Consider the following 15816-nt stretch of genomic DNA (forward strand, 5'->3'; position numbering starts at 1 on the left):
CTCTGAAGGTGAGAGTGACAACGAGGACCGGGTCGGTGAGGCCCGCAGGCCAGGTGGGGCAAGGAACCACGAGGCCGGCGAGCCGTCCGTCGCGGGCGCCAGCGCGGTCCGGAGCAATCCACCCCAGTCCGGGAGGACCACTTCACATGGCCAAGATCATCGCGTTCGACGAGGAGGCACGGCGCGGCCTCGAGCGCGGCATGAACCAGCTCGCGGACGCCGTGAAGGTGACGCTCGGCCCCAAGGGCCGCAACGTCGTCCTCGAGAAGAAGTGGGGCGCACCCACGATCACCAACGATGGTGTTTCCATCGCCAAGGAGATCGAGCTCGAGGACCCGTACGAGAAGATCGGCGCCGAGCTGGTCAAGGAAGTCGCCAAGAAGACGGACGACGTCGCCGGTGACGGTACGACCACCGCGACCGTCCTCGCCCAGGCCCTGGTCAAGGAAGGCCTGCGCAACGTAGCCGCCGGCGCCAACCCGATGGCCCTCAAGCGCGGTATCGAGAAGGCCGTCGAGGCCGTCTCCGGTGCCCTGCTCGAGCAGGCCAAGGATGTCGAGACCAAGGAGCAGATCGCTTCCACGGCCTCCATCTCCGCCGCCGACACCCAGATCGGCGAGCTCATCGCCGAGGCGATGGACAAGGTCGGCAAGGAAGGCGTCATCACCGTCGAGGAGTCCCAGACCTTCGGTCTGGAGCTGGAACTCACCGAGGGTATGCGCTTCGACAAGGGCTACATCTCGGCGTACTTCGCCACCGACATGGAGCGTATGGAGGCCGTCCTCGACGACCCGTACATCCTGATCGCGAACTCCAAGATCGCGAACGTCAAGGACCTGCTCCCGCTCCTCGAGAAGGTCATGCAGGGCGGCAAGCCGCTGCTGATCATCGCCGAGGACGTCGAGGGCGAGGCCCTGTCGACGCTGGTCGTCAACAAGATCCGCGGCACCTTCAAGTCCGTCGCGGTCAAGGCGCCGGGCTTCGGCGACCGCCGCAAGGCGATGCTGAACGACATCGCCATCCTCACCGGTGGCGAGGTCATCTCCGAGGAGGTCGGTCTCAAGCTCGAGAACACGACCATCGACCTGCTCGGCAAGGCCCGCAAGGTCGTCATCACCAAGGACGAGACCACCATCGTCGACGGTGCCGGCTCCTCGGACCAGGTCGCCGGTCGGGTCAACCAGATCCGCGCCGAGATCGAGAACAGCGACTCGGACTACGACCGCGAGAAGCTGCAGGAGCGCCTGGCGAAGCTCGCCGGCGGTGTCGCGGTCATCAAGGCCGGTGCCGCCACCGAGGTGGAGCTCAAGGAGCGCAAGCACCGCATCGAGGACGCCGTCCGCAACGCGAAGGCCGCCGTCGAGGAGGGCATCGTCGCCGGTGGTGGCGTGGCCCTCATCCAGGCGTCCTCCGTCTTCGAGAAGCTGGACCTCGAGGGTGACGAGGCGACCGGCGCCAACGCCGTGCGCATCGCGCTCGAGGCCCCGCTGAAGCAGATCGCCGTCAACGGTGGTCTCGAGGGTGGCGTCGTCGTCGAGAAGGTCCGCAACCTGCCCATCGGCCACGGCCTGAACGCCGCGACCGGTGACTACGTCGACATGATCGCCGAAGGCATCATCGACCCGGCGAAGGTCACGCGCTCTGCCCTGCAGAACGCCGCCTCCATCGCCGCGCTGTTCCTCACCACCGAGGCCGTCATCGCCGACAAGCCGGAGAAGGCCGCCGCGCCCGCCGGCGGCGGCATGCCGGGCGGTGACATGGACTTCTGATCGACCTCTGGTCGATCGCCCGTCCTTCGGACCGAGGGCGGCACTTCCCGGAAGCGGGGGGTGCCGCCCTCGGGCGTTTTCGGGGTGCTGATGAGGACGTGGTGCCGGGAGGCCGAACCGTGACGCCTGCTCCCGGGAGGGGGTTTCGTCGGTTCAGGCGGCGGCGTAGTGGGAGGCGATGGCGGGCTGGCCCGTGTAGTTGGGGCCGGCGGCCGGGTCGGCGCCCAGGTAGCGGAACGGAAGGCGGACGGCTCGGGCGCCCCGGAGGGTGAGGCGGTGGTGGCGGGGGCTGTAGTCGTAGCCCGCCGCGCGCAGAGCCGAGACCACGCCTCTCGCGGCGGTCGAACCGTCGGCGTGACGCACCGACTCCGGGTCGAAGTGGGCGACCAGCAGGCCGTCCTCGCTCAGCCAGGACGCGGCGCGGGTGAGCAGACCGAGCTGGTCGCCGACGTAGTGCAGGCCGTGGACGCAGGTGATCAGGTCGTAGGTCCGGGCCGGGGTCCAGGAGGAGACGGAGGCGACTATCTCCTCCAGGGCGGGCGGGGCGGGCCGCGGGACGAGCGGGCCCACCAGGTCGACGGCGGTGAGGACCGCCTCGGCCTGCAGGGCGGACGCCGCCTCGCGCAGGGCGCGGCCCTCGCCGCTGCACAGGTCCAGCCAGGAGGGCGCGGGGCGGTGCGCCAGGTGGGCCAGGAGGTCGACGCCCAGTTCACGGGCGTAGCTGTTCACGCCGGTGAGGCCGCGCTCGCGGTTCATGCTGTTGTTGGCGACCACGGAGGACCGTTCCAGCTCGGGGGAGGAGAGCAGGGAGCTGAGCGGCGGGGGCTTCGGCATGGCGTCATTCTCGCGGCCGGGATGGGTGGCAGAGAGGTGCGGCCCGGGTGCGTGGCCGGGATCACAGGGGCTCTCTCCAGGGGTCCGGAATGGCGCGGGGGGCCGGGGGGTTTCAGTGGGAGAGGCACTAAATGCATGTGCACATACCCAACGGTCCATCGCCCCGAGGAGCCCCCCACGTGAGCATCACCCCGCCCGCCGCCACGCGCGCCGCCGAGATTCTCGCCCGCCCGGTGTCCATCAACGGACTCACCGTCCCGAACCGCATCGCCATGGCGCCGATGACGCGCATGTTCTCCCCGGGTGGCGTTCCCGGTGAGGACGTCGTGTCGTACTACGGCCGTCGGGCCGCCGCCGGTGTGGGCCTCATCGTCACCGAGGGGACGTACGTAGGGCACGAGTCGGCGGGACAGAGCGACCGGGTGCCGCGCTTCCACGGCGCGGAGCAGCTCGCGGGCTGGGCGAAGGTCGCGGAGGCCGTGCACGCGGGCGGCGGGACGATCGTGCCGCAGCTGTGGCACCTCGGGATGGTGCGCAATCAGGGCGAGCCGCCGTTCGCGGACGCGCCCGCCGTCGGCCCCTCCGGCATCCGGGTCGACGGCACCGAGGGCACCGGCAAGGCGATGACCCAGCGCGACCTGGACGACGTCATCGGCGCGTTCGCCGAGGCCGCGGCCGCCGCCGAGCGCATCGGCTTCGACGGCGTGGAGATCCACGGCGCCCACGGATACCTCGTGGACCAGTTCCTGTGGGCCGGCACCAACCGCCGTACCGACGCCTACGGCGGCGACGCCGTGGCCCGTGCCAGGTTCGCCGCCGAGCTCGTGGCCGCCGTGCGCGAGACCGTCTCGGCCGAGTTCCCGATCATCTTCCGCTACTCGCAGTGGAAGCAGGAGGCGTACGACGCGCGACTCGCCGAGACGCCGGAGGAGCTGGAGGCCATCCTCGCCCCGCTCGCCGCCGCCGGTGTCGACTCCTTCCACGCCTCCACCCGCCGCTACTGGCTCCCGGAGTTCGAGGGCTCGGACCTCAACCTCGCGGGCTGGACGAAGAAGCTGACCGGCAAGCCCACCATCACGGTCGGCTCGGTCGGGCTCGACGGCGACTTCCTCAAGGCCTTCGCGGGCCAGGGCTCCCCGGTCAAGGGCATCGACGACCTCCTCGACCGGCTGGAGCGCGACGAGTTCGACATGGTGGCCGTCGGGCGTGCGCTGCTCCAGGACCCGCAGTGGGCGGCCAAGGTGCTCGACGGCCGTCTCGACGAGCTGAAGCCGTACGACGCCGCCGCGCTGCGCACCCTCAGCTGAGCGACTCCTCGCTGAGCGTCAACTCGCGGGTATGGTCCGGGAGATGAGAATCCTGCATCTCTCGGACACCCATATCGGCCGCGTCGACGGGCCCGACGGCCGTCGTGTCGACGCCGCCGACTCCCTGCGGCTCCTGCTGGGCGAACTTTGCCACCTGCGGGACGTGGACGCGGTCGTCGTCACCGGCGACCTCGCCGACGACTCGGTGGCGGCTTACACGACCGTGCGAGAGCTGATCGGCGGCTTCGCGCGCTCTCTCGGCGCGCCCGTCTTCTACACCACCGGCAACCACGACGAGCGGTCCGCCTTCACGAAGGTGCTGGGCAGTGGCCACCCGGATGCCGTCCTCGACTTCCCCGGCGCCGAGCGGGCCGCCGTCAGCACGGTGGGCGGTTGGCGGCTCATCACCCTCGACTCGCTGGTTCCGGGGGAGGTGTACGGCCGACTGGGCGCAGGCCAACTGGACTGGCTGCGGGACGTGTTGAGCACGCCGGCCGGGCAGGGCACCGTCGTCGCCTTCCATCATCCGCCGATCAGTCTCGACATCTCGGCGACCCAGCAGGTCTTCGGGCTGCGCGACCCCGAGGGGCTGGCGGAGGTGATCCGGGGGAGTGACGTCCGCGTGCTGCTCACCGGGCACTTCCATCTCCAGCTCTTCGGGCTGCTGGCCGGCGTGCCGGTGTGGGTGACGCCCGGGGTCGTCAACCGCATCGACCTGACCACCGCGCCCGGCACCGAACGGGCGGTGCGTGGGGCGTCCGCATCCCTGGTGGAGCCGGGCGGGGCGACGGGGCCGATGTTCCACACCCTGCACGCACGGGATCCGCGTGCCCACGAGACGGTGTACGAGCTGGACGAGGAGCGGACCCGGGAGATCATCGCGCGCCACGGCTGAGGCCCGGGGCTTCCCACGGCCGAGCCCGGGGGCCTCCGGCCGGCCTTCGTCCGCCCATCGTCCGCCCTCCGCTTGACCTCGACTGCCCTCCGTCTACCCTCCGTCTGCCCTCCGTCTGGCCTCCCGTTTCTCCTCGGGGGGCGCGGGCACGGGAGATTTAGCTTGCTTAACTCAATCAATCTACATAAGCTTGCTTGAGTCAAGCAGTTCACCCCTCGTGCATCCGACGGAGGCCCTGTCATGTCCGACGCCCTTGCCCGACCCGCTGCGGCGGGAACATCCGCCCCATCGAGGTCGAACGCCGTGGTGGCGGTGCTGGCCCTGGCCGGGATCGTCGTCTCGCTGATGCAGACGCTGGTCATCCCGATCGTTCCCGAGCTGCCCAAGCTGCTGGACGCGCCCGCCTCCGACACCGCCTGGGCGGTCACCGCCACGCTGCTCGCCGCCGCCGTCGCCACCCCGGTCGTGGGGCGGCTCGGGGACATGGTCGGCAAGCGACGGATGCTGCTCACCAGCATCGTGCTGCTGGTGTCCGGCTCGGTGGTCTGCGCCCTCGCCGACTCGCTCGTCCCGATGATCGTCGGCCGTGCGCTCCAAGGTCTGTCGGCCGCCGTGGTGCCGCTGGGCATCAGCATCCTGCGGGACACGGTGTCCGCCGAGAAGCTCGCCGGTTCGACCGCGGTGATGAGCGCCTCCCTGGGCGTCGGCGGCGCGCTCGGTCTGCCCACCGCCGCGTTCATCGCGGACAACTGGGACTGGCACATCCTCTTCTGGACCTCAGCCGCCCTCGGCGTCGTCTCCTTCCTGCTCGTGCTGCTGTTCGTCCCTGCCTCGCAGAACCGGGTCGGCGGCCGCTTCGACCTCGTCGGCTCGCTCGGTCTGTCCGCCGGTCTGGTCTCGCTGCTGCTGGCCGTGTCCAAGGGCGCCGACTGGGGCTGGACCTCCGGTACGACACTGGGCCTGGGTGCCGCCGCCGTCCTGATCCTGGCCGCCTGGGGCCGGTGGGAGCTCAAGGCGAAGCAGCCGCTGGTCGACCTGCGCACCACTGCCAAGCCGCAGGTGCTCTTCACCAACCTCGCCTCGATCGCCCTCGGCTTCTCGATGTTCGCGATGTCCCTGGTCCTGCCCCAGCTGCTCCAGCTGCCCGAGCAGACCGGCTACGGCCTGGGCAGGTCGATGCTGACCGTCGGTCTGGTGCTGGCCCCGCAGGGCCTGGTCATGATGGTCATGTCCGCCGTGTCCGCCAAGATCACCAAGGCCGAGGGCCCCAAGGTCACCCTGATGATCGGCGCGCTGATCGTCGCCTCCGGCTACGGCCTGAACATCCTGCTCATGTCCGAGGTCTGGCACCTGATCCTGGTGTCCTGCATCATCGGCGCCGGTATCGGCTTCACCTACGGCGCGCTCCCGGCGCTGATCATGGGCGCCGTGGATCCCTCCCAGACGGGTGCGGCCAACAGCCTCAACACCCTGATGCGGTCCCTGGGCACCAGCTTCGCCAGTGCCATCGCCGGTGTGATCCTCGCTCAGATGACCACCGACTTCGGCGGCTACGCCCTTCCCTCGGAGAACGGCTTCAAGGTCGTCATGGCCATCGGAGCCGGCGCGGCCCTGGCCGCCTTCCTCCTCGCCCTCTTCATCCCGAAGCGCAGGGCCGCGGCCGGGCTCCCGGTGGTGGAAGACGCGGCAGGCACGGAGGGCGCCGAGGAGGCCGCCCCGGTCAAGGCGTGAGCGCCAACTGACGTGCCGGAGGCGGCTGTCACCCACACGAGGGGTGACAGCCGCCTTCGGCACTTTCGCCGATCACCGTCCGTTCCACGATCAGCCGCCATTTCAGGAGTGATCAATGACGACACCCGACGCCACCGACACCACCGACCGGCTCGTCGCCCGCACCACCGTCGGCGCCGTACGAGGTCGCCGCGAGGAGGACCTGACGGTCTTCCGCGGTATCCCCTTCGCCGCGCCGCCGGTCGGCGAGGCCCGCTTCCAGGCCCCGCGCCCGCCCCGTCCGTGGGACGGGATACGGGAGGCGTACGCCTTCGGCCCGCCGCCCCCGCAGGAGGCCGGCATCCAGGGCCGGGCGGGGATCCCGGACGCCCCGACCGGCGACGACTGGCTGACGGTCAACGTCTGGACCCCGGACTCGGAGCCGGACCCGTCGGCCGCCCGGCCGGTGATGGTGTGGATCTACGGCGGCGCCTACAAGCTCGGTCACTCCGGCAGCCCCGGCTACGACGCGCAGCACCTCGCTCGCGCCGGTGATCTGGTCGTCGTCACCTTCAACTACCGGGTCGGCATAGAGGGGTTCGCGCGGATCGAGGGCGCGCCCGCCAACCGGGGGCTGCTGGATCAGGTCGCCGCGCTGGAGTGGGTGCGGGACAACATCACGGCGTTCGGGGGCGACCCGGGCCGGGTGACCGTCTTCGGCGAGTCGGCGGGCGCCGGTTCGGTGGCCTCGCTGCTGGCCATGCCGAGCGCCCGGGGCCTGTTCGGGCGGGCCATCGCGCAGAGCGTGCCCGGCACGTACTTCTCCGACGAACTGGCCCGCGACCTCGCGAGCGCGATCGCCGCGGAGGCCGGCCTGCGTCCGACCGCCGCCGACCTGGGCGCGGTGGACCCGCGCACGCTGACCGAGGCCGGTGCGGCGCTGGGCGCGAAGATGGCACAGCGGGTGGACCGGTGGGGGCGGGTAGCGCCCACGGTCACCCCGTTCTCTCCCGTGGTCGACGGCGAGATCCTGCCGACGACCCCCTGGCAGGCGCTGGCGGCGGGCGCCGCTCGGGACGTCGAGCTGATCGTCGGTCACAACGCGCAGGAGTTCCGGCTGTTCCTCGTCCTGGGCGGCCTGCTGGGCAAGGTGACCGAGGAACAGGCGACGGCCGTGCTGCGGCTGTTCGCCCCGGGCGGGGGAGCGGAAGGCGAACAGGCCTACCGGTCGGCCTTCCCCGACGCGGACGCGGGCGAGCTGTACGAGAGGGTGCAGTCGGACTGGCTGTTCCACATACCCTCCCTGCGGCTGGCCGAGGCGCAGGTGGCGGGCGGTGGCCGGGCTCATGTCTACGAGTTGACCTGGCCGGCCCCGGGAGCCGGCGGCACCCTGGGCGCGTGCCACGGCCTGGACATCCCGCTGCTGTTCGGCACCTACGCGGCGGACCTCGGCAACCTGCTGTTCGCGGGGGCGGAGGTGACGGACGAGGCCCGGGCCCTGACGGCGCAGTTCCAGCGGTCGTGGACGTCCTTCGCGCGGACGGGAGACCCGGGCTGGCCGGCCTACGACCCGGAGCGGCGGCTGGTACAGGTGCTGGACGCGGAGCCGGAGGTGCGCCCGTACCCGGAGGAGACGTCCCGGCGGCTGTGGGAGGGCCACGGCTTCCCGCCGCTGCCGCTGCCGGCCGGGGGTGTACGCGACGGGGCCTGAGAGCTGTACGGCGGTGGAGGGCCTAGAGGTTGCCGAGGGGCTCGATGTCGACCTTCACCGGGGTGCCCCAGATGCGCAGTACTTCGTAGTCGGTGAACTCGTGCACCAGACGGTAGGCCATCGCGGGCCGGGATCCGCGGCGCAGGGCGGCGATGTAGAGCTCGGCCTCGCGGCGGTCCCTGCGCGGTGTCCCGCAGAGCTGCCACTCCTGGCCGGTCCACAGCTCCGCCAGCCAGCGCTGCTGGGGCTGCGGGCGGTCGGCGCGGGTGCCGTAACGGGAGGTGGAGGGGGTGGGGGCGCTGTAGGGGGCCTGCGGGGCGGGGCCGTTGAACTCGGCGCGGCGGGCCGCCCGGCGGCGGGTCTCGCAGAGCAGGCACAGGTCGGGGGCCGCCTCGTCGACCGGGCCGTGCGGGTGCTCGGCGCAGCGGGTGGTGGGGGTGGCGCCGACGACGCTGTCGTCCAGCAGGTCCAGGGCACGCCGCAGATCGGCCTTGACCTCGTGCAGCCGGGTGTCCGGGGTGTCGGCGTTGAGCGCTTCGCCGTGCTCGCCGAGGAGTCGGAGGGCACGGCCGAGCGCGGTGAGCTGGGCGTGGTTCATGGCTCCAGGGTAGGGCGGGCGCGGCGGGTGACGGCTCTCGGCCAATCTGCGCGACGCAGCTGTGATTGTTGACAATTTCGGTGACGATTAGTGCGGGCGGGTGGTAGCAAGGGGGCGACGGCAAGAGCTGCCTACTCAAGAGACGGATGTGAAGCGAGTGAAGCGCAGGACTGTGGTCATGGGGCTCACCGCGGCAGGAGCCGTGCCCGCCCTCGGGTTCGCCCCGGAGGCCGCCGCGGCCGGGAAGGACGGGACGGTCGGGAACGGCGGGACGGTCGGGAAGGGCGGGGCTACCGTCGGCTCCGGGGCGGCGGCCGACGCCTCCCTGGTCTTCGACCCCACCGCCTATACCGAGCAGACCATCAGCATCAAGGACACCACCGGCACCGCGCACAGCGTGACCTACCGCTTCTTCAAGGTCGCCAGTTACGTGGCCGCGCCGGTGAACGCGGCCTACCAGTCCTTGAACGTCAGCGTCCCCGTGTCCATCGACGGCACCGCGGTCGACGCCTCCGACGCGCCCATCCTGTTCGCCAACGCCGTCGGCGGCTACATGCCGTCCTCCGTCGCGAACGCCACCGGGATCAGCGCGTCCGGGATGGGCGGCGGCACCAGCCGGCAGGGGCTGGCGCTGGCCGCCGGGTACGTCGTCGTGGAGCCCGGCGCCCGCGGCCGTAGCCTCGTCGACGCGAACGGCACGTACTACGGCACGGCTCCCGCCGCGATCGTCGATCTCAAGGCGGCGGTGCGGTACCTGAAGTTCAACAAGGGCCGTGTCCCCGGCGACGTCGAGCGGATCGTCTCCAGCGGCGTCAGTGCCGGTGGTGCCCTCTCCGCGCTGCTCGGTGCCTCCGGCGACAGCCCGCTGTACGACCCCTACCTCGCGGAGATCGGGGCGGCGGACACCTCCGACGCCATCTTCGCCAGCGGCGACTGGTGCCCCATCACCGACCTGGAGCACGCCGACGCCGCCTACGAGTGGTGCTGGGGAGCCAACCCGCTCGCCTCCGGCGCCACGGTCGACGCGCCGATCTCGGCCGACCTGAAGGCACAGTTCACGGCCTACCTGGCGGCCCTGAAACTGCGCGCCAAGGGCTACGGCACCCTCACCGCCCGCAACCTGGACACCTATCTGCTGGAGACCTTCATCCAGCCCTCGGCCACGAAGTACCTGGCGGCCCTGACGGACACCGCTCGCGACACCTACCTCGCCGCGAACCCCTTCATCACCTGGTCCGTGGGCAAGGCCACCTTCACCTGGGCGGACTTCCTCACCCACGTCGGAGCCCGCAAGAAGAACGCCCCCTCCTTCGACGGCTTCGACCTGTCCACGCCCGAATGCAACCTCTTCGGCACCGGCACCACCAAGGCCCGCCACTTCACGCTCTACAGCCTCCGCCACGAGGCCGGCGACAGCGCCCGCCTGGACGCCGACCTCCCCGCCAAGCTGCACCTGATGAACCCGATGTACCACCTCGTCGACAAGGTCAACCCGCACCGCGCGAAGCACTGGTGGATACGGCTCGGCACGAAGGACAGCGACACCTCGCTGTCGGTGGCCGCCAATCTCGCGACGCGCCTGACCGCGCTCGGCGACGATGTCGACACGGCCTACTACTGGGACGCCGGCCACGGCGCCGACCTGGATCCCGGCGACTTCGTCAGCTGGATCGGCGAGGTGTCGGGCCACCAGGGCTTCCGCTCCCGCTCCGGCTCCCGCGGGAAGTAGCGCCGGCCATCACGCGGTCGGTGACGCCGAAGGCGTAGGTCGCCGCGAAGCCGACCGCGTACCCCGTCAGCAGCCCGCCGGCGTAGACCGCCGCCGTCAGGCCCAGTCCCCGGTTGCCCGCCAGCAGCGGGAACAGGGCCCAGCCGGACGGGCCGATCGCCGTCGCCCCCACCTTGTCGCCGAGCATCGCGAAGAAGCCGACGAAGGCGCCGCCGGCCGCCCCGCCCGCGCAGGCGGTGAGGAAAGGACGGCCCAGCGGCAGCGACACCCCGTAGATCAGGGGCTCCCCGACGCCCAGCAGCCCGGCCGGCAGCGCCGACCTGATCGTCGTCCGGAGGGAGGTGTCGTGGCGCAGCCGTACGTACACCGCCATCGCCGCGCCGACCTGGCCCGCGCCCGCCATCGCCAGGACGGGCAGCAGAACCGTGTAGCCCTGCTGGTCGATGAGGGTGGTGTGGATGGGGATGAGGGCCTGGTGCAGGCCGAGCATCACCAGCGGCAGGAAGAGGCCGCCGAGCACCAGCCCCGCGAAGGCGCCCGTCGTCGCCAGCAGCCAGTTCGCCCCGGTGCCGATGGCCGAGGACACCACTCCGGCCGCGTACATCAGTCCGTACAGCGTGCCGAGCCCGGCGACCAGGACCGTCAGGGTCGGGGTGAGCAGCACGTCCAGCGCCTCCGGGACCCGGCCACGGCACCACTTCTCGACGCGCGTCGCGAGGAGCGCGGCCGCCAGCGCGCCGAGGACCCCGCCCTGTCCGGGGGCCAGGGTCACCCCGAACGCCGTCACCTTCGCGACCCCCGGGTGGACGACGATCGCCGCGACCGCACCGCCCAGGATCGGGGTGCCGCCGAACTCCTTCGCCGTGTTGTGGCCGACGAAGACGGCGATCAGCGCCATGAAGCCGGAGGCGACGGCGGCCAGGGCGGGGCTGAGACCGGGCAGCCACCCGGTGTTGAGCAGCAGACCGTTGATCCCGGCGAGGATCCCGCAGCCGATGAGGGCGGGGATCAGCGGGACGAACACGGCGGCCAGCCGGCGCAGACCGGCCTTGAACGGAGTCGCGTTGCCCCTGCGCCGCTCCTCCCGCAACTCGGCCCCGCGCGCGCCCAGTTCGTCGGCGGTGGACGGCCGGGCGAGCAGCTGCTCGAACTCGGCCGTCACCCGTGTCACCACGCCGGGCCCGAGGACCACCTGGTACGAGCCGTCGTCGACGACGACCCCGAGCACCCCGGGCAGCGCCCGCAGCGCGTCCTCGTCCGCGTGGGACGGATCGGCGAGGCCCAGCCGCAGCCGGGTCATGCAGTGGGTGACGGACGTGACGTTCGCCGGGCCGCCCACCAGGGGCAGGATCGCGGCGGCTGTGGAAGAGGAGTCGATACGCACCCCCCGAGCGTGCGGCTCAGCCGCGCGCCGCACCGAGCGCGGCGCGCAGATGTCCCCCGGACTCCTCCAGAAGGCGGGCGGCCGCCGGCCCGTCGACCCCGGCCAGCAGGGCGAGGATCGCGTTCTTCACCTCGCCGTCGGTGGCCGCGAGGGCGGCCTCGATCTCCGGCTCGTCCGCCCCGGTGGCCAGTGCCACGATCCGCCGGGAACGGGCGCGCAGCTTCTCGTTCGAGGCACGGACGTCGACCATCAGGTTCCCGTACGTCTTGCCCAGCCGGATCATCGTGATCGTCGAGATCATGTTCAGGACCAGCTTCTGGGCCGTGCCCGCCTTCAGCCGGGTGGAGCCGGTGAGCAGCTCCGGCCCCACGACCACCTCGATCCCGTGCTCGGCGGCGGCGGCCAGCGCGCTGCCCGGGTTGCAGGCCAGCCCGACGGTCAGGGCGCCCCGGGCCCGCGCGTACCGCACGGCGCCGACGGCGTAGGGGGTGCGACCGGAGGCGGAGACGCCGATCACGGTGTCGTCGGGGGTGAGCGCGAGGGCGGCCAGATCCGCCTCGGCGAGCTCCGCGGAGTCCTCGGCACCCTCGACGGAGGTGACCACGGCCGACGGGCCGCCCGCGATCAGTCCGACGACCTGGCCGGGCGCGGTGTTGAAGGTCGGCGGGCACTCGGAGGCGTCGAGCACCCCGAGCCGCCCGGCGGTACCGGCACCGGCGTAGACCAGCCGTCCGCCGCGTGCCATGCGCGCGGCGACCGCGTCGATGACGGCGGCGATCTGCGGAAGCCGCACACCGACGGCGGCGGGGACGTCGGTGTCCTCCTCGTTCATGAGGTGGGCGATGTCGAGGGTGGGGAGCCGGTCGATCTCGGCGAGGTCGGGGCGGAACGCCTCGGTGGTGAGGGATTCGAGCGCGGCGCGCAGCTCACTGGGGTCGGGCTGGGAGGTCATCGGGAGGGCTCTTTCCGGTGCGGGTCGGGCAACTGTCTGCACCTCCACGGTCTACCGGTGCCGGTGGGCCAACGCCTCGTACGACGCGGCCAACGCCGGCGCGGCCGTCGCGTAGGTCCGCTGGGCCACGCCCACGAACAGGCAGTCGACCACCAGCAGCTGACTCGTGCGGGACGACATCGCCGCCGGGCGCAGCTCGCTCTCCCGCGCGGTCGAGGTGGCCAGCACATGATCGGCGTACTGCGTCACCGCGCTCTTCGGCCGTCCGGTGACGGCGACTGTGGTGGCCCCGCGCTCGAACGCCACCCGCAGCGGTTCGATGACGTCCCGCGTCGCGCCGGAGTGCGTGATGGCGATCGCGAGGTCACCGGAGGCCAGCTGGACCGCGTTCGTCACCGCGAGATGGGTGTCGCTGTGGGCGTGCGCGAGGAGCCCGATCCGCAGCAGCTTCTGGGTGAGGTCCTGGGCGACGAGCCCGGACGCCCCGACGCCGTACACGTCGATGCGCCGCGCGGCCGCCGCGGCGGTGACGGCCGCCTCCAGCTGGGCGGTGTCGAGGGCGGCGGCGGTGTCGGCGAGGGTCTGCCGCTCGTCGTGGGCGAGTTTGGCGACCACGTCCGCCAGGGAGTCGTCGACCGCGATGTCGGTGGTGAGGGCGGGCGCCCGCCCGGACCGCTGCTGTGCCGCCAGCCCGGCCAGGGCGAGCCGCAGATCGCGGTAGCCGGGGTAGCCGAGCAGGCGGGCGGTGCGCACGACGGTCGCCTCGCTGGTGCCGGTGAGTTCGGCGAGGCCGGTGACGGTGAGGGCGGCGCAGCCCGCCGGGTCGTTCGCGACGGCTTCGGCGACGCGCCGCATGGAGCGGGTCAGGGAAGGGGCCAGGGTGCGGACCTTGGCTGCGAGGGCGGCAGGGTCGGGACTGAAGGTTTCCTTCACTGCCTTGGTCACCTCTGAAAGCTATTTTCTGTTCGGGCTCGGGGTCAAGAGTGCGCACAATGGGTGCATGGACCCCATCAGCCCCCTGGAACAGGCGTTGCACACGGCACGCGCCCTCGTGCTGGCCGATCTGGCCTCGGGCGAGGTCGCAGCCGCGGACGTGGTGTCGCTGGTCGAGGACTCCGTCGTGCAGCGGCGCTGGTGGGTCGAGCAGTGGCCGGACGGCGTGCCGTACGTGGCCGGACTCGTGGCGCAGGACGTGCAGGACGCGCTGCTGGAGCGGTACGGGCGCTGGCCGATCTGCCCGGTCTGCGGCTCCGGCGACCCGCACGCGCTCGAGGTCGAGCCCGAACTCGGGCCCGACCCGCACTGGGTGTGCCACAAGGCGGGCGTGAAGGTCGCCTCGGTGGGCTCGCTGGGTCCGGCCCTGGGAGGCGACCCGTCCTCGTGAGGCTCCCGTGACCGTCTACATCGACCCGCCGGCCTGGCCGGGACACGGCCGTATGTGGTCCCACCTCGTGAGCGATGTCTCGTACGGTGAACTGCACCTCTTCGCCGAGGGGTTGGGCGTCCCGCGGCGTGCCTTCGAGCGCGATCACTACGACATTCCGTCGCACCGCTACGCCGAGGTGGTGGCGGCCGGCGCGGTCGAGGTGAGCAGCCGCGAGGTGGTGCGCCTGCTGACGGCGGCCGGCCTGCGCAGACGCAAGGGCGCCGGCGGGTAGGCGCCGGGGCGCAGGGCGGGCGGTGCGGGCAGGCCGGCGCGGGGCGTCCTACGGCAGGTGCTCCGGCCCGCGCAGCTCGTACGCGTCCTCCTCGTCGCCCGCGGCCACCTTGACGAACCCGGCCCGCTCCAGCACACCCCGGGACGGGCCGTTGGCGTGCTCGACGACCGCGAACAGGCGCCGTACGTCGTCGCGTGCCAGCGCCCAGCCGGCCAGCGCGCGCAGCGCCTCGGTGGCGTAGCCGTGGCCGCGGGCGGCCTCGACCAGGTCGTAGCCGATCTCCGTGCGGCCGTCCTCGTCCGGAGCCGTGTGGAAGCACATGCTGCCGACGGCCCGGCCGTCCGCCCGCCGTACGAGGACGTACAGGCCGAACTCCGGCCGGTGCGTGCCGGACACGTACGCCCGCACCATCATTCCCGCGGCGTCCCGAGTCCCCTCGAACGGTCCGCCGTCGAGCCACACGAAGCCTCCGCCGCCGCCCGCCCGCAGTCCGGCGGCGGCGGAGGGCGTGACGCCTTCGAGGGTGAGGCGTTCGGCGGGGATGCGCGCGGTGGTCACGAGGTGAGCAGTTCCAGTTCGCCCCGCAGGTTGTAGCGGGCCGTGGCCTCCCACCGCTCGCTCGCGTACGGCGTCCTGAACAGCCGTGGCAGGGAGAGGAGTTGGCGCAGGATGTCCGCCCGGCCGGCCCGGAAGGCGTCGCTGGGGACGAAGTGGTACTCCTCGCGGACGGCGGCGGTGTAGGCGGCGTACGCGGTCGGCGGCGCGGCGAGGATCGCGAGGTCGGCGTCGCACAGGACCTGGCCGTCGAGGTCGTCGTCGGCCGGATCGTGGGTGACGGTGAGCCGGACGAGCCTCGCGACCTCGGCGGTCCGCTCCGGCGACACACCCGCCTCGGGCAGCGCGCGCTCGGCGAGGCGGGCGGAGCGCTCCTCGTTCTCGGACCGGTCGGGCAGATAGACGGCGTCGTGGAACCAGGCGGCCAGCCGGACGACGTCCGGGTCGGCGGCGTGCTCCGCGAGGACGTCGACGCGGTCGAGGACCTCGGTGAGGTGCGTGAGCGTGTGGTAGCGGCGCTGCGGCTCCTGCCAGCGGGTGAGGAGGTCGTCGGCGTACGGCTCCGGGTCCGGGCCACCGGCCGGGCCCCGGGTCCTGTCCAGGGTGTGGCTGAAACGGGTGCGCAGGGCGTCGAGATCGGCCATGGCCCCATTGTCGCGCGTACGGACGGGGTTCTCCGGCGTATTCTTGAATTGGACTAGACCTGTAGTCGCC

At 72.1% G+C, this 15816-nt stretch carries 15 protein-coding genes; 8 read left to right on the top strand and 7 right to left on the bottom strand.

The genetic code is table 11. The features are described from left to right. Positions 1-146: 146 nt before the first annotated feature. A complete protein-coding gene (gene groL / locus OHU34_RS23310) occupies positions 147-1769 on the top strand; it encodes a chaperonin GroEL (RefSeq protein WP_020130284.1) in 1623 nt (540 codons plus the stop codon). A 153-nt stretch (positions 1770-1922) separates the two neighbouring features. On the opposite strand, the gene OHU34_RS23315 is transcribed toward groL, so the two are convergent. Then, positions 1923-2603: a class I SAM-dependent methyltransferase gene (locus OHU34_RS23315; protein WP_405768125.1), complete on the bottom strand. Its 681-nt coding sequence runs from the start codon at positions 2601-2603 to the stop codon at positions 1923-1925. Between the two features lie 179 nt (positions 2604-2782). Here OHU34_RS23315 and OHU34_RS23320 point away from each other — a divergent pair, with 179 nt between their 5' ends. The 4 genes from OHU34_RS23320 to OHU34_RS23335 all read left to right on the top strand — a co-directional run bounded on the left by OHU34_RS23320 (position 2783) and on the right by OHU34_RS23335 (position 8226). After that, complete coding sequence (locus OHU34_RS23320) at positions 2783-3910, top strand: NADH:flavin oxidoreductase (protein ID WP_142264920.1); 1128 nt, start codon at positions 2783-2785, stop codon at positions 3908-3910. A 43-nt stretch (positions 3911-3953) separates the two neighbouring features. After that, positions 3954-4805 carry a metallophosphoesterase gene (locus OHU34_RS23325; protein ID WP_405768128.1) on the top strand — a complete coding sequence of 284 codons (852 nt, stop codon included), beginning with the start codon at positions 3954-3956 and terminating at the stop codon, positions 4803-4805. 240 nt (positions 4806-5045) lie between these two features. Further along, on the top strand, positions 5046-6536 hold the full coding sequence (locus tag OHU34_RS23330) for an MFS transporter (RefSeq protein WP_142264918.1): 1491 nt from the start codon (positions 5046-5048) through the stop codon (positions 6534-6536). A gap of 115 nt (positions 6537-6651) precedes the next feature. Continuing rightward, positions 6652-8226: a carboxylesterase/lipase family protein gene (locus OHU34_RS23335; RefSeq protein ID WP_405768130.1), complete on the top strand. Its 1575-nt coding sequence runs from the start codon at positions 6652-6654 to the stop codon at positions 8224-8226. A 22-nt stretch (positions 8227-8248) separates the two neighbouring features. Here OHU34_RS23335 and OHU34_RS23340 read toward each other — a convergent pair whose 3' ends face one another. Beyond that, positions 8249-8824, bottom strand: coding sequence for a hypothetical protein (locus OHU34_RS23340; RefSeq protein WP_054243911.1), 576 nt, complete (start codon positions 8822-8824; stop codon positions 8249-8251). A gap of 178 nt (positions 8825-9002) precedes the next feature. Between OHU34_RS23340 and OHU34_RS23345 the strand changes: the two genes are divergently transcribed. Further along, positions 9003-10553: a subtype B tannase gene (locus OHU34_RS23345; protein ID WP_142264916.1), complete on the top strand. Its 1551-nt coding sequence runs from the start codon at positions 9003-9005 to the stop codon at positions 10551-10553. Here the strand turns inward: OHU34_RS23345 and OHU34_RS23350 are convergent. From OHU34_RS23350 to OHU34_RS23360, 3 genes are read right to left on the bottom strand one after another with little or no spacing between them, the layout of a single operon-like run. Further along, complete coding sequence (locus OHU34_RS23350) at positions 10486-11937, bottom strand: PTS transporter subunit EIIC (RefSeq protein ID WP_405768133.1); 1452 nt, start codon at positions 11935-11937, stop codon at positions 10486-10488. The two genes, OHU34_RS23345 and OHU34_RS23350, sit on opposite strands and share 68 nt — an antisense overlap. Positions 11938-11953: 16 nt before the next feature. Then, on the bottom strand, positions 11954-12889 hold the full coding sequence (murQ, locus tag OHU34_RS23355; protein ID WP_365118893.1) for an N-acetylmuramic acid 6-phosphate etherase: 936 nt from the start codon (positions 12887-12889) through the stop codon (positions 11954-11956). A 51-nt stretch (positions 12890-12940) separates the two neighbouring features. Beyond that, the gene (locus OHU34_RS23360) at positions 12941-13834 is read right to left on the bottom strand and encodes a MurR/RpiR family transcriptional regulator (RefSeq protein ID WP_405768135.1); all 894 of its coding nucleotides are present in this window, start codon (positions 13832-13834) and stop codon (positions 12941-12943) included. A gap of 55 nt (positions 13835-13889) precedes the next feature. Between OHU34_RS23360 and OHU34_RS23365 the strand changes: the two genes are divergently transcribed. Beyond that, positions 13890-14273: a hypothetical protein gene (locus OHU34_RS23365; RefSeq protein ID WP_142264912.1), complete on the top strand. Its 384-nt coding sequence runs from the start codon at positions 13890-13892 to the stop codon at positions 14271-14273. 7 nt (positions 14274-14280) lie between these two features. Further along, positions 14281-14547: a DUF4031 domain-containing protein gene (locus OHU34_RS23370; protein ID WP_142264911.1), complete on the top strand. Its 267-nt coding sequence runs from the start codon at positions 14281-14283 to the stop codon at positions 14545-14547. A 48-nt stretch (positions 14548-14595) separates the two neighbouring features. Here OHU34_RS23370 and OHU34_RS23375 read toward each other — a convergent pair whose 3' ends face one another. Together OHU34_RS23375 and OHU34_RS23380 are read right to left on the bottom strand one after the other, a co-directional pair. Then, positions 14596-15105 (bottom strand): GNAT family N-acetyltransferase, encoded by a 510-nt coding sequence (locus tag OHU34_RS23375; RefSeq protein WP_020130271.1) that lies wholly within the window; start codon positions 15103-15105, stop codon positions 14596-14598. Then, complete coding sequence (locus OHU34_RS23380) at positions 15102-15746, bottom strand: hypothetical protein (protein WP_405768138.1); 645 nt, start codon at positions 15744-15746, stop codon at positions 15102-15104. The genes OHU34_RS23375 and OHU34_RS23380 overlap by 4 nt, the downstream gene beginning before the upstream one ends. Positions 15747-15816 lie beyond the last annotated feature (70 nt).

Source organism: Streptomyces sp. NBC_00080, assembly GCF_045041255.1.
GTDB lineage: Bacteria > Actinomycetota > Actinomycetes > Streptomycetales > Streptomycetaceae > Streptomyces > Streptomyces coriariae.

Bases quoted from the DNA above. Each gene is read 5' to 3' on its own strand.
- OHU34_RS23325 (WP_405768128.1), top strand. From the start codon at position 3,954: ATGAGAATCCTGCATCTCTCGGACACCCATATCGGCCGCGTCGACGGG.
- murQ (WP_365118893.1), bottom strand. From the start codon at position 12,889: ATGACCTCCCAGCCCGACCCCAGTGAGCTGCGCGCCGCGCTCGAATCC.
- OHU34_RS23335 (WP_405768130.1), top strand. From the start codon at position 6,652: ATGACGACACCCGACGCCACCGACACCACCGACCGGCTCGTCGCCCGC.
- OHU34_RS23340 (WP_054243911.1), bottom strand. From the start codon at position 8,824: ATGAACCACGCCCAGCTCACCGCGCTCGGCCGTGCCCTCCGACTCCTC.
- OHU34_RS23380 (WP_405768138.1), bottom strand. From the start codon at position 15,746: ATGGCCGATCTCGACGCCCTGCGCACCCGTTTCAGCCACACCCTGGAC.
- OHU34_RS23315 (WP_405768125.1), bottom strand. From the start codon at position 2,603: ATGCCGAAGCCCCCGCCGCTCAGCTCCCTGCTCTCCTCCCCCGAGCTG.
- groL (WP_020130284.1), top strand. From the start codon at position 147: ATGGCCAAGATCATCGCGTTCGACGAGGAGGCACGGCGCGGCCTCGAG.
- OHU34_RS23330 (WP_142264918.1), top strand. From the start codon at position 5,046: ATGTCCGACGCCCTTGCCCGACCCGCTGCGGCGGGAACATCCGCCCCA.
- OHU34_RS23345 (WP_142264916.1), top strand. From the start codon at position 9,003: ATGGGGCTCACCGCGGCAGGAGCCGTGCCCGCCCTCGGGTTCGCCCCG.
- OHU34_RS23365 (WP_142264912.1), top strand. From the start codon at position 13,890: ATGGACCCCATCAGCCCCCTGGAACAGGCGTTGCACACGGCACGCGCC.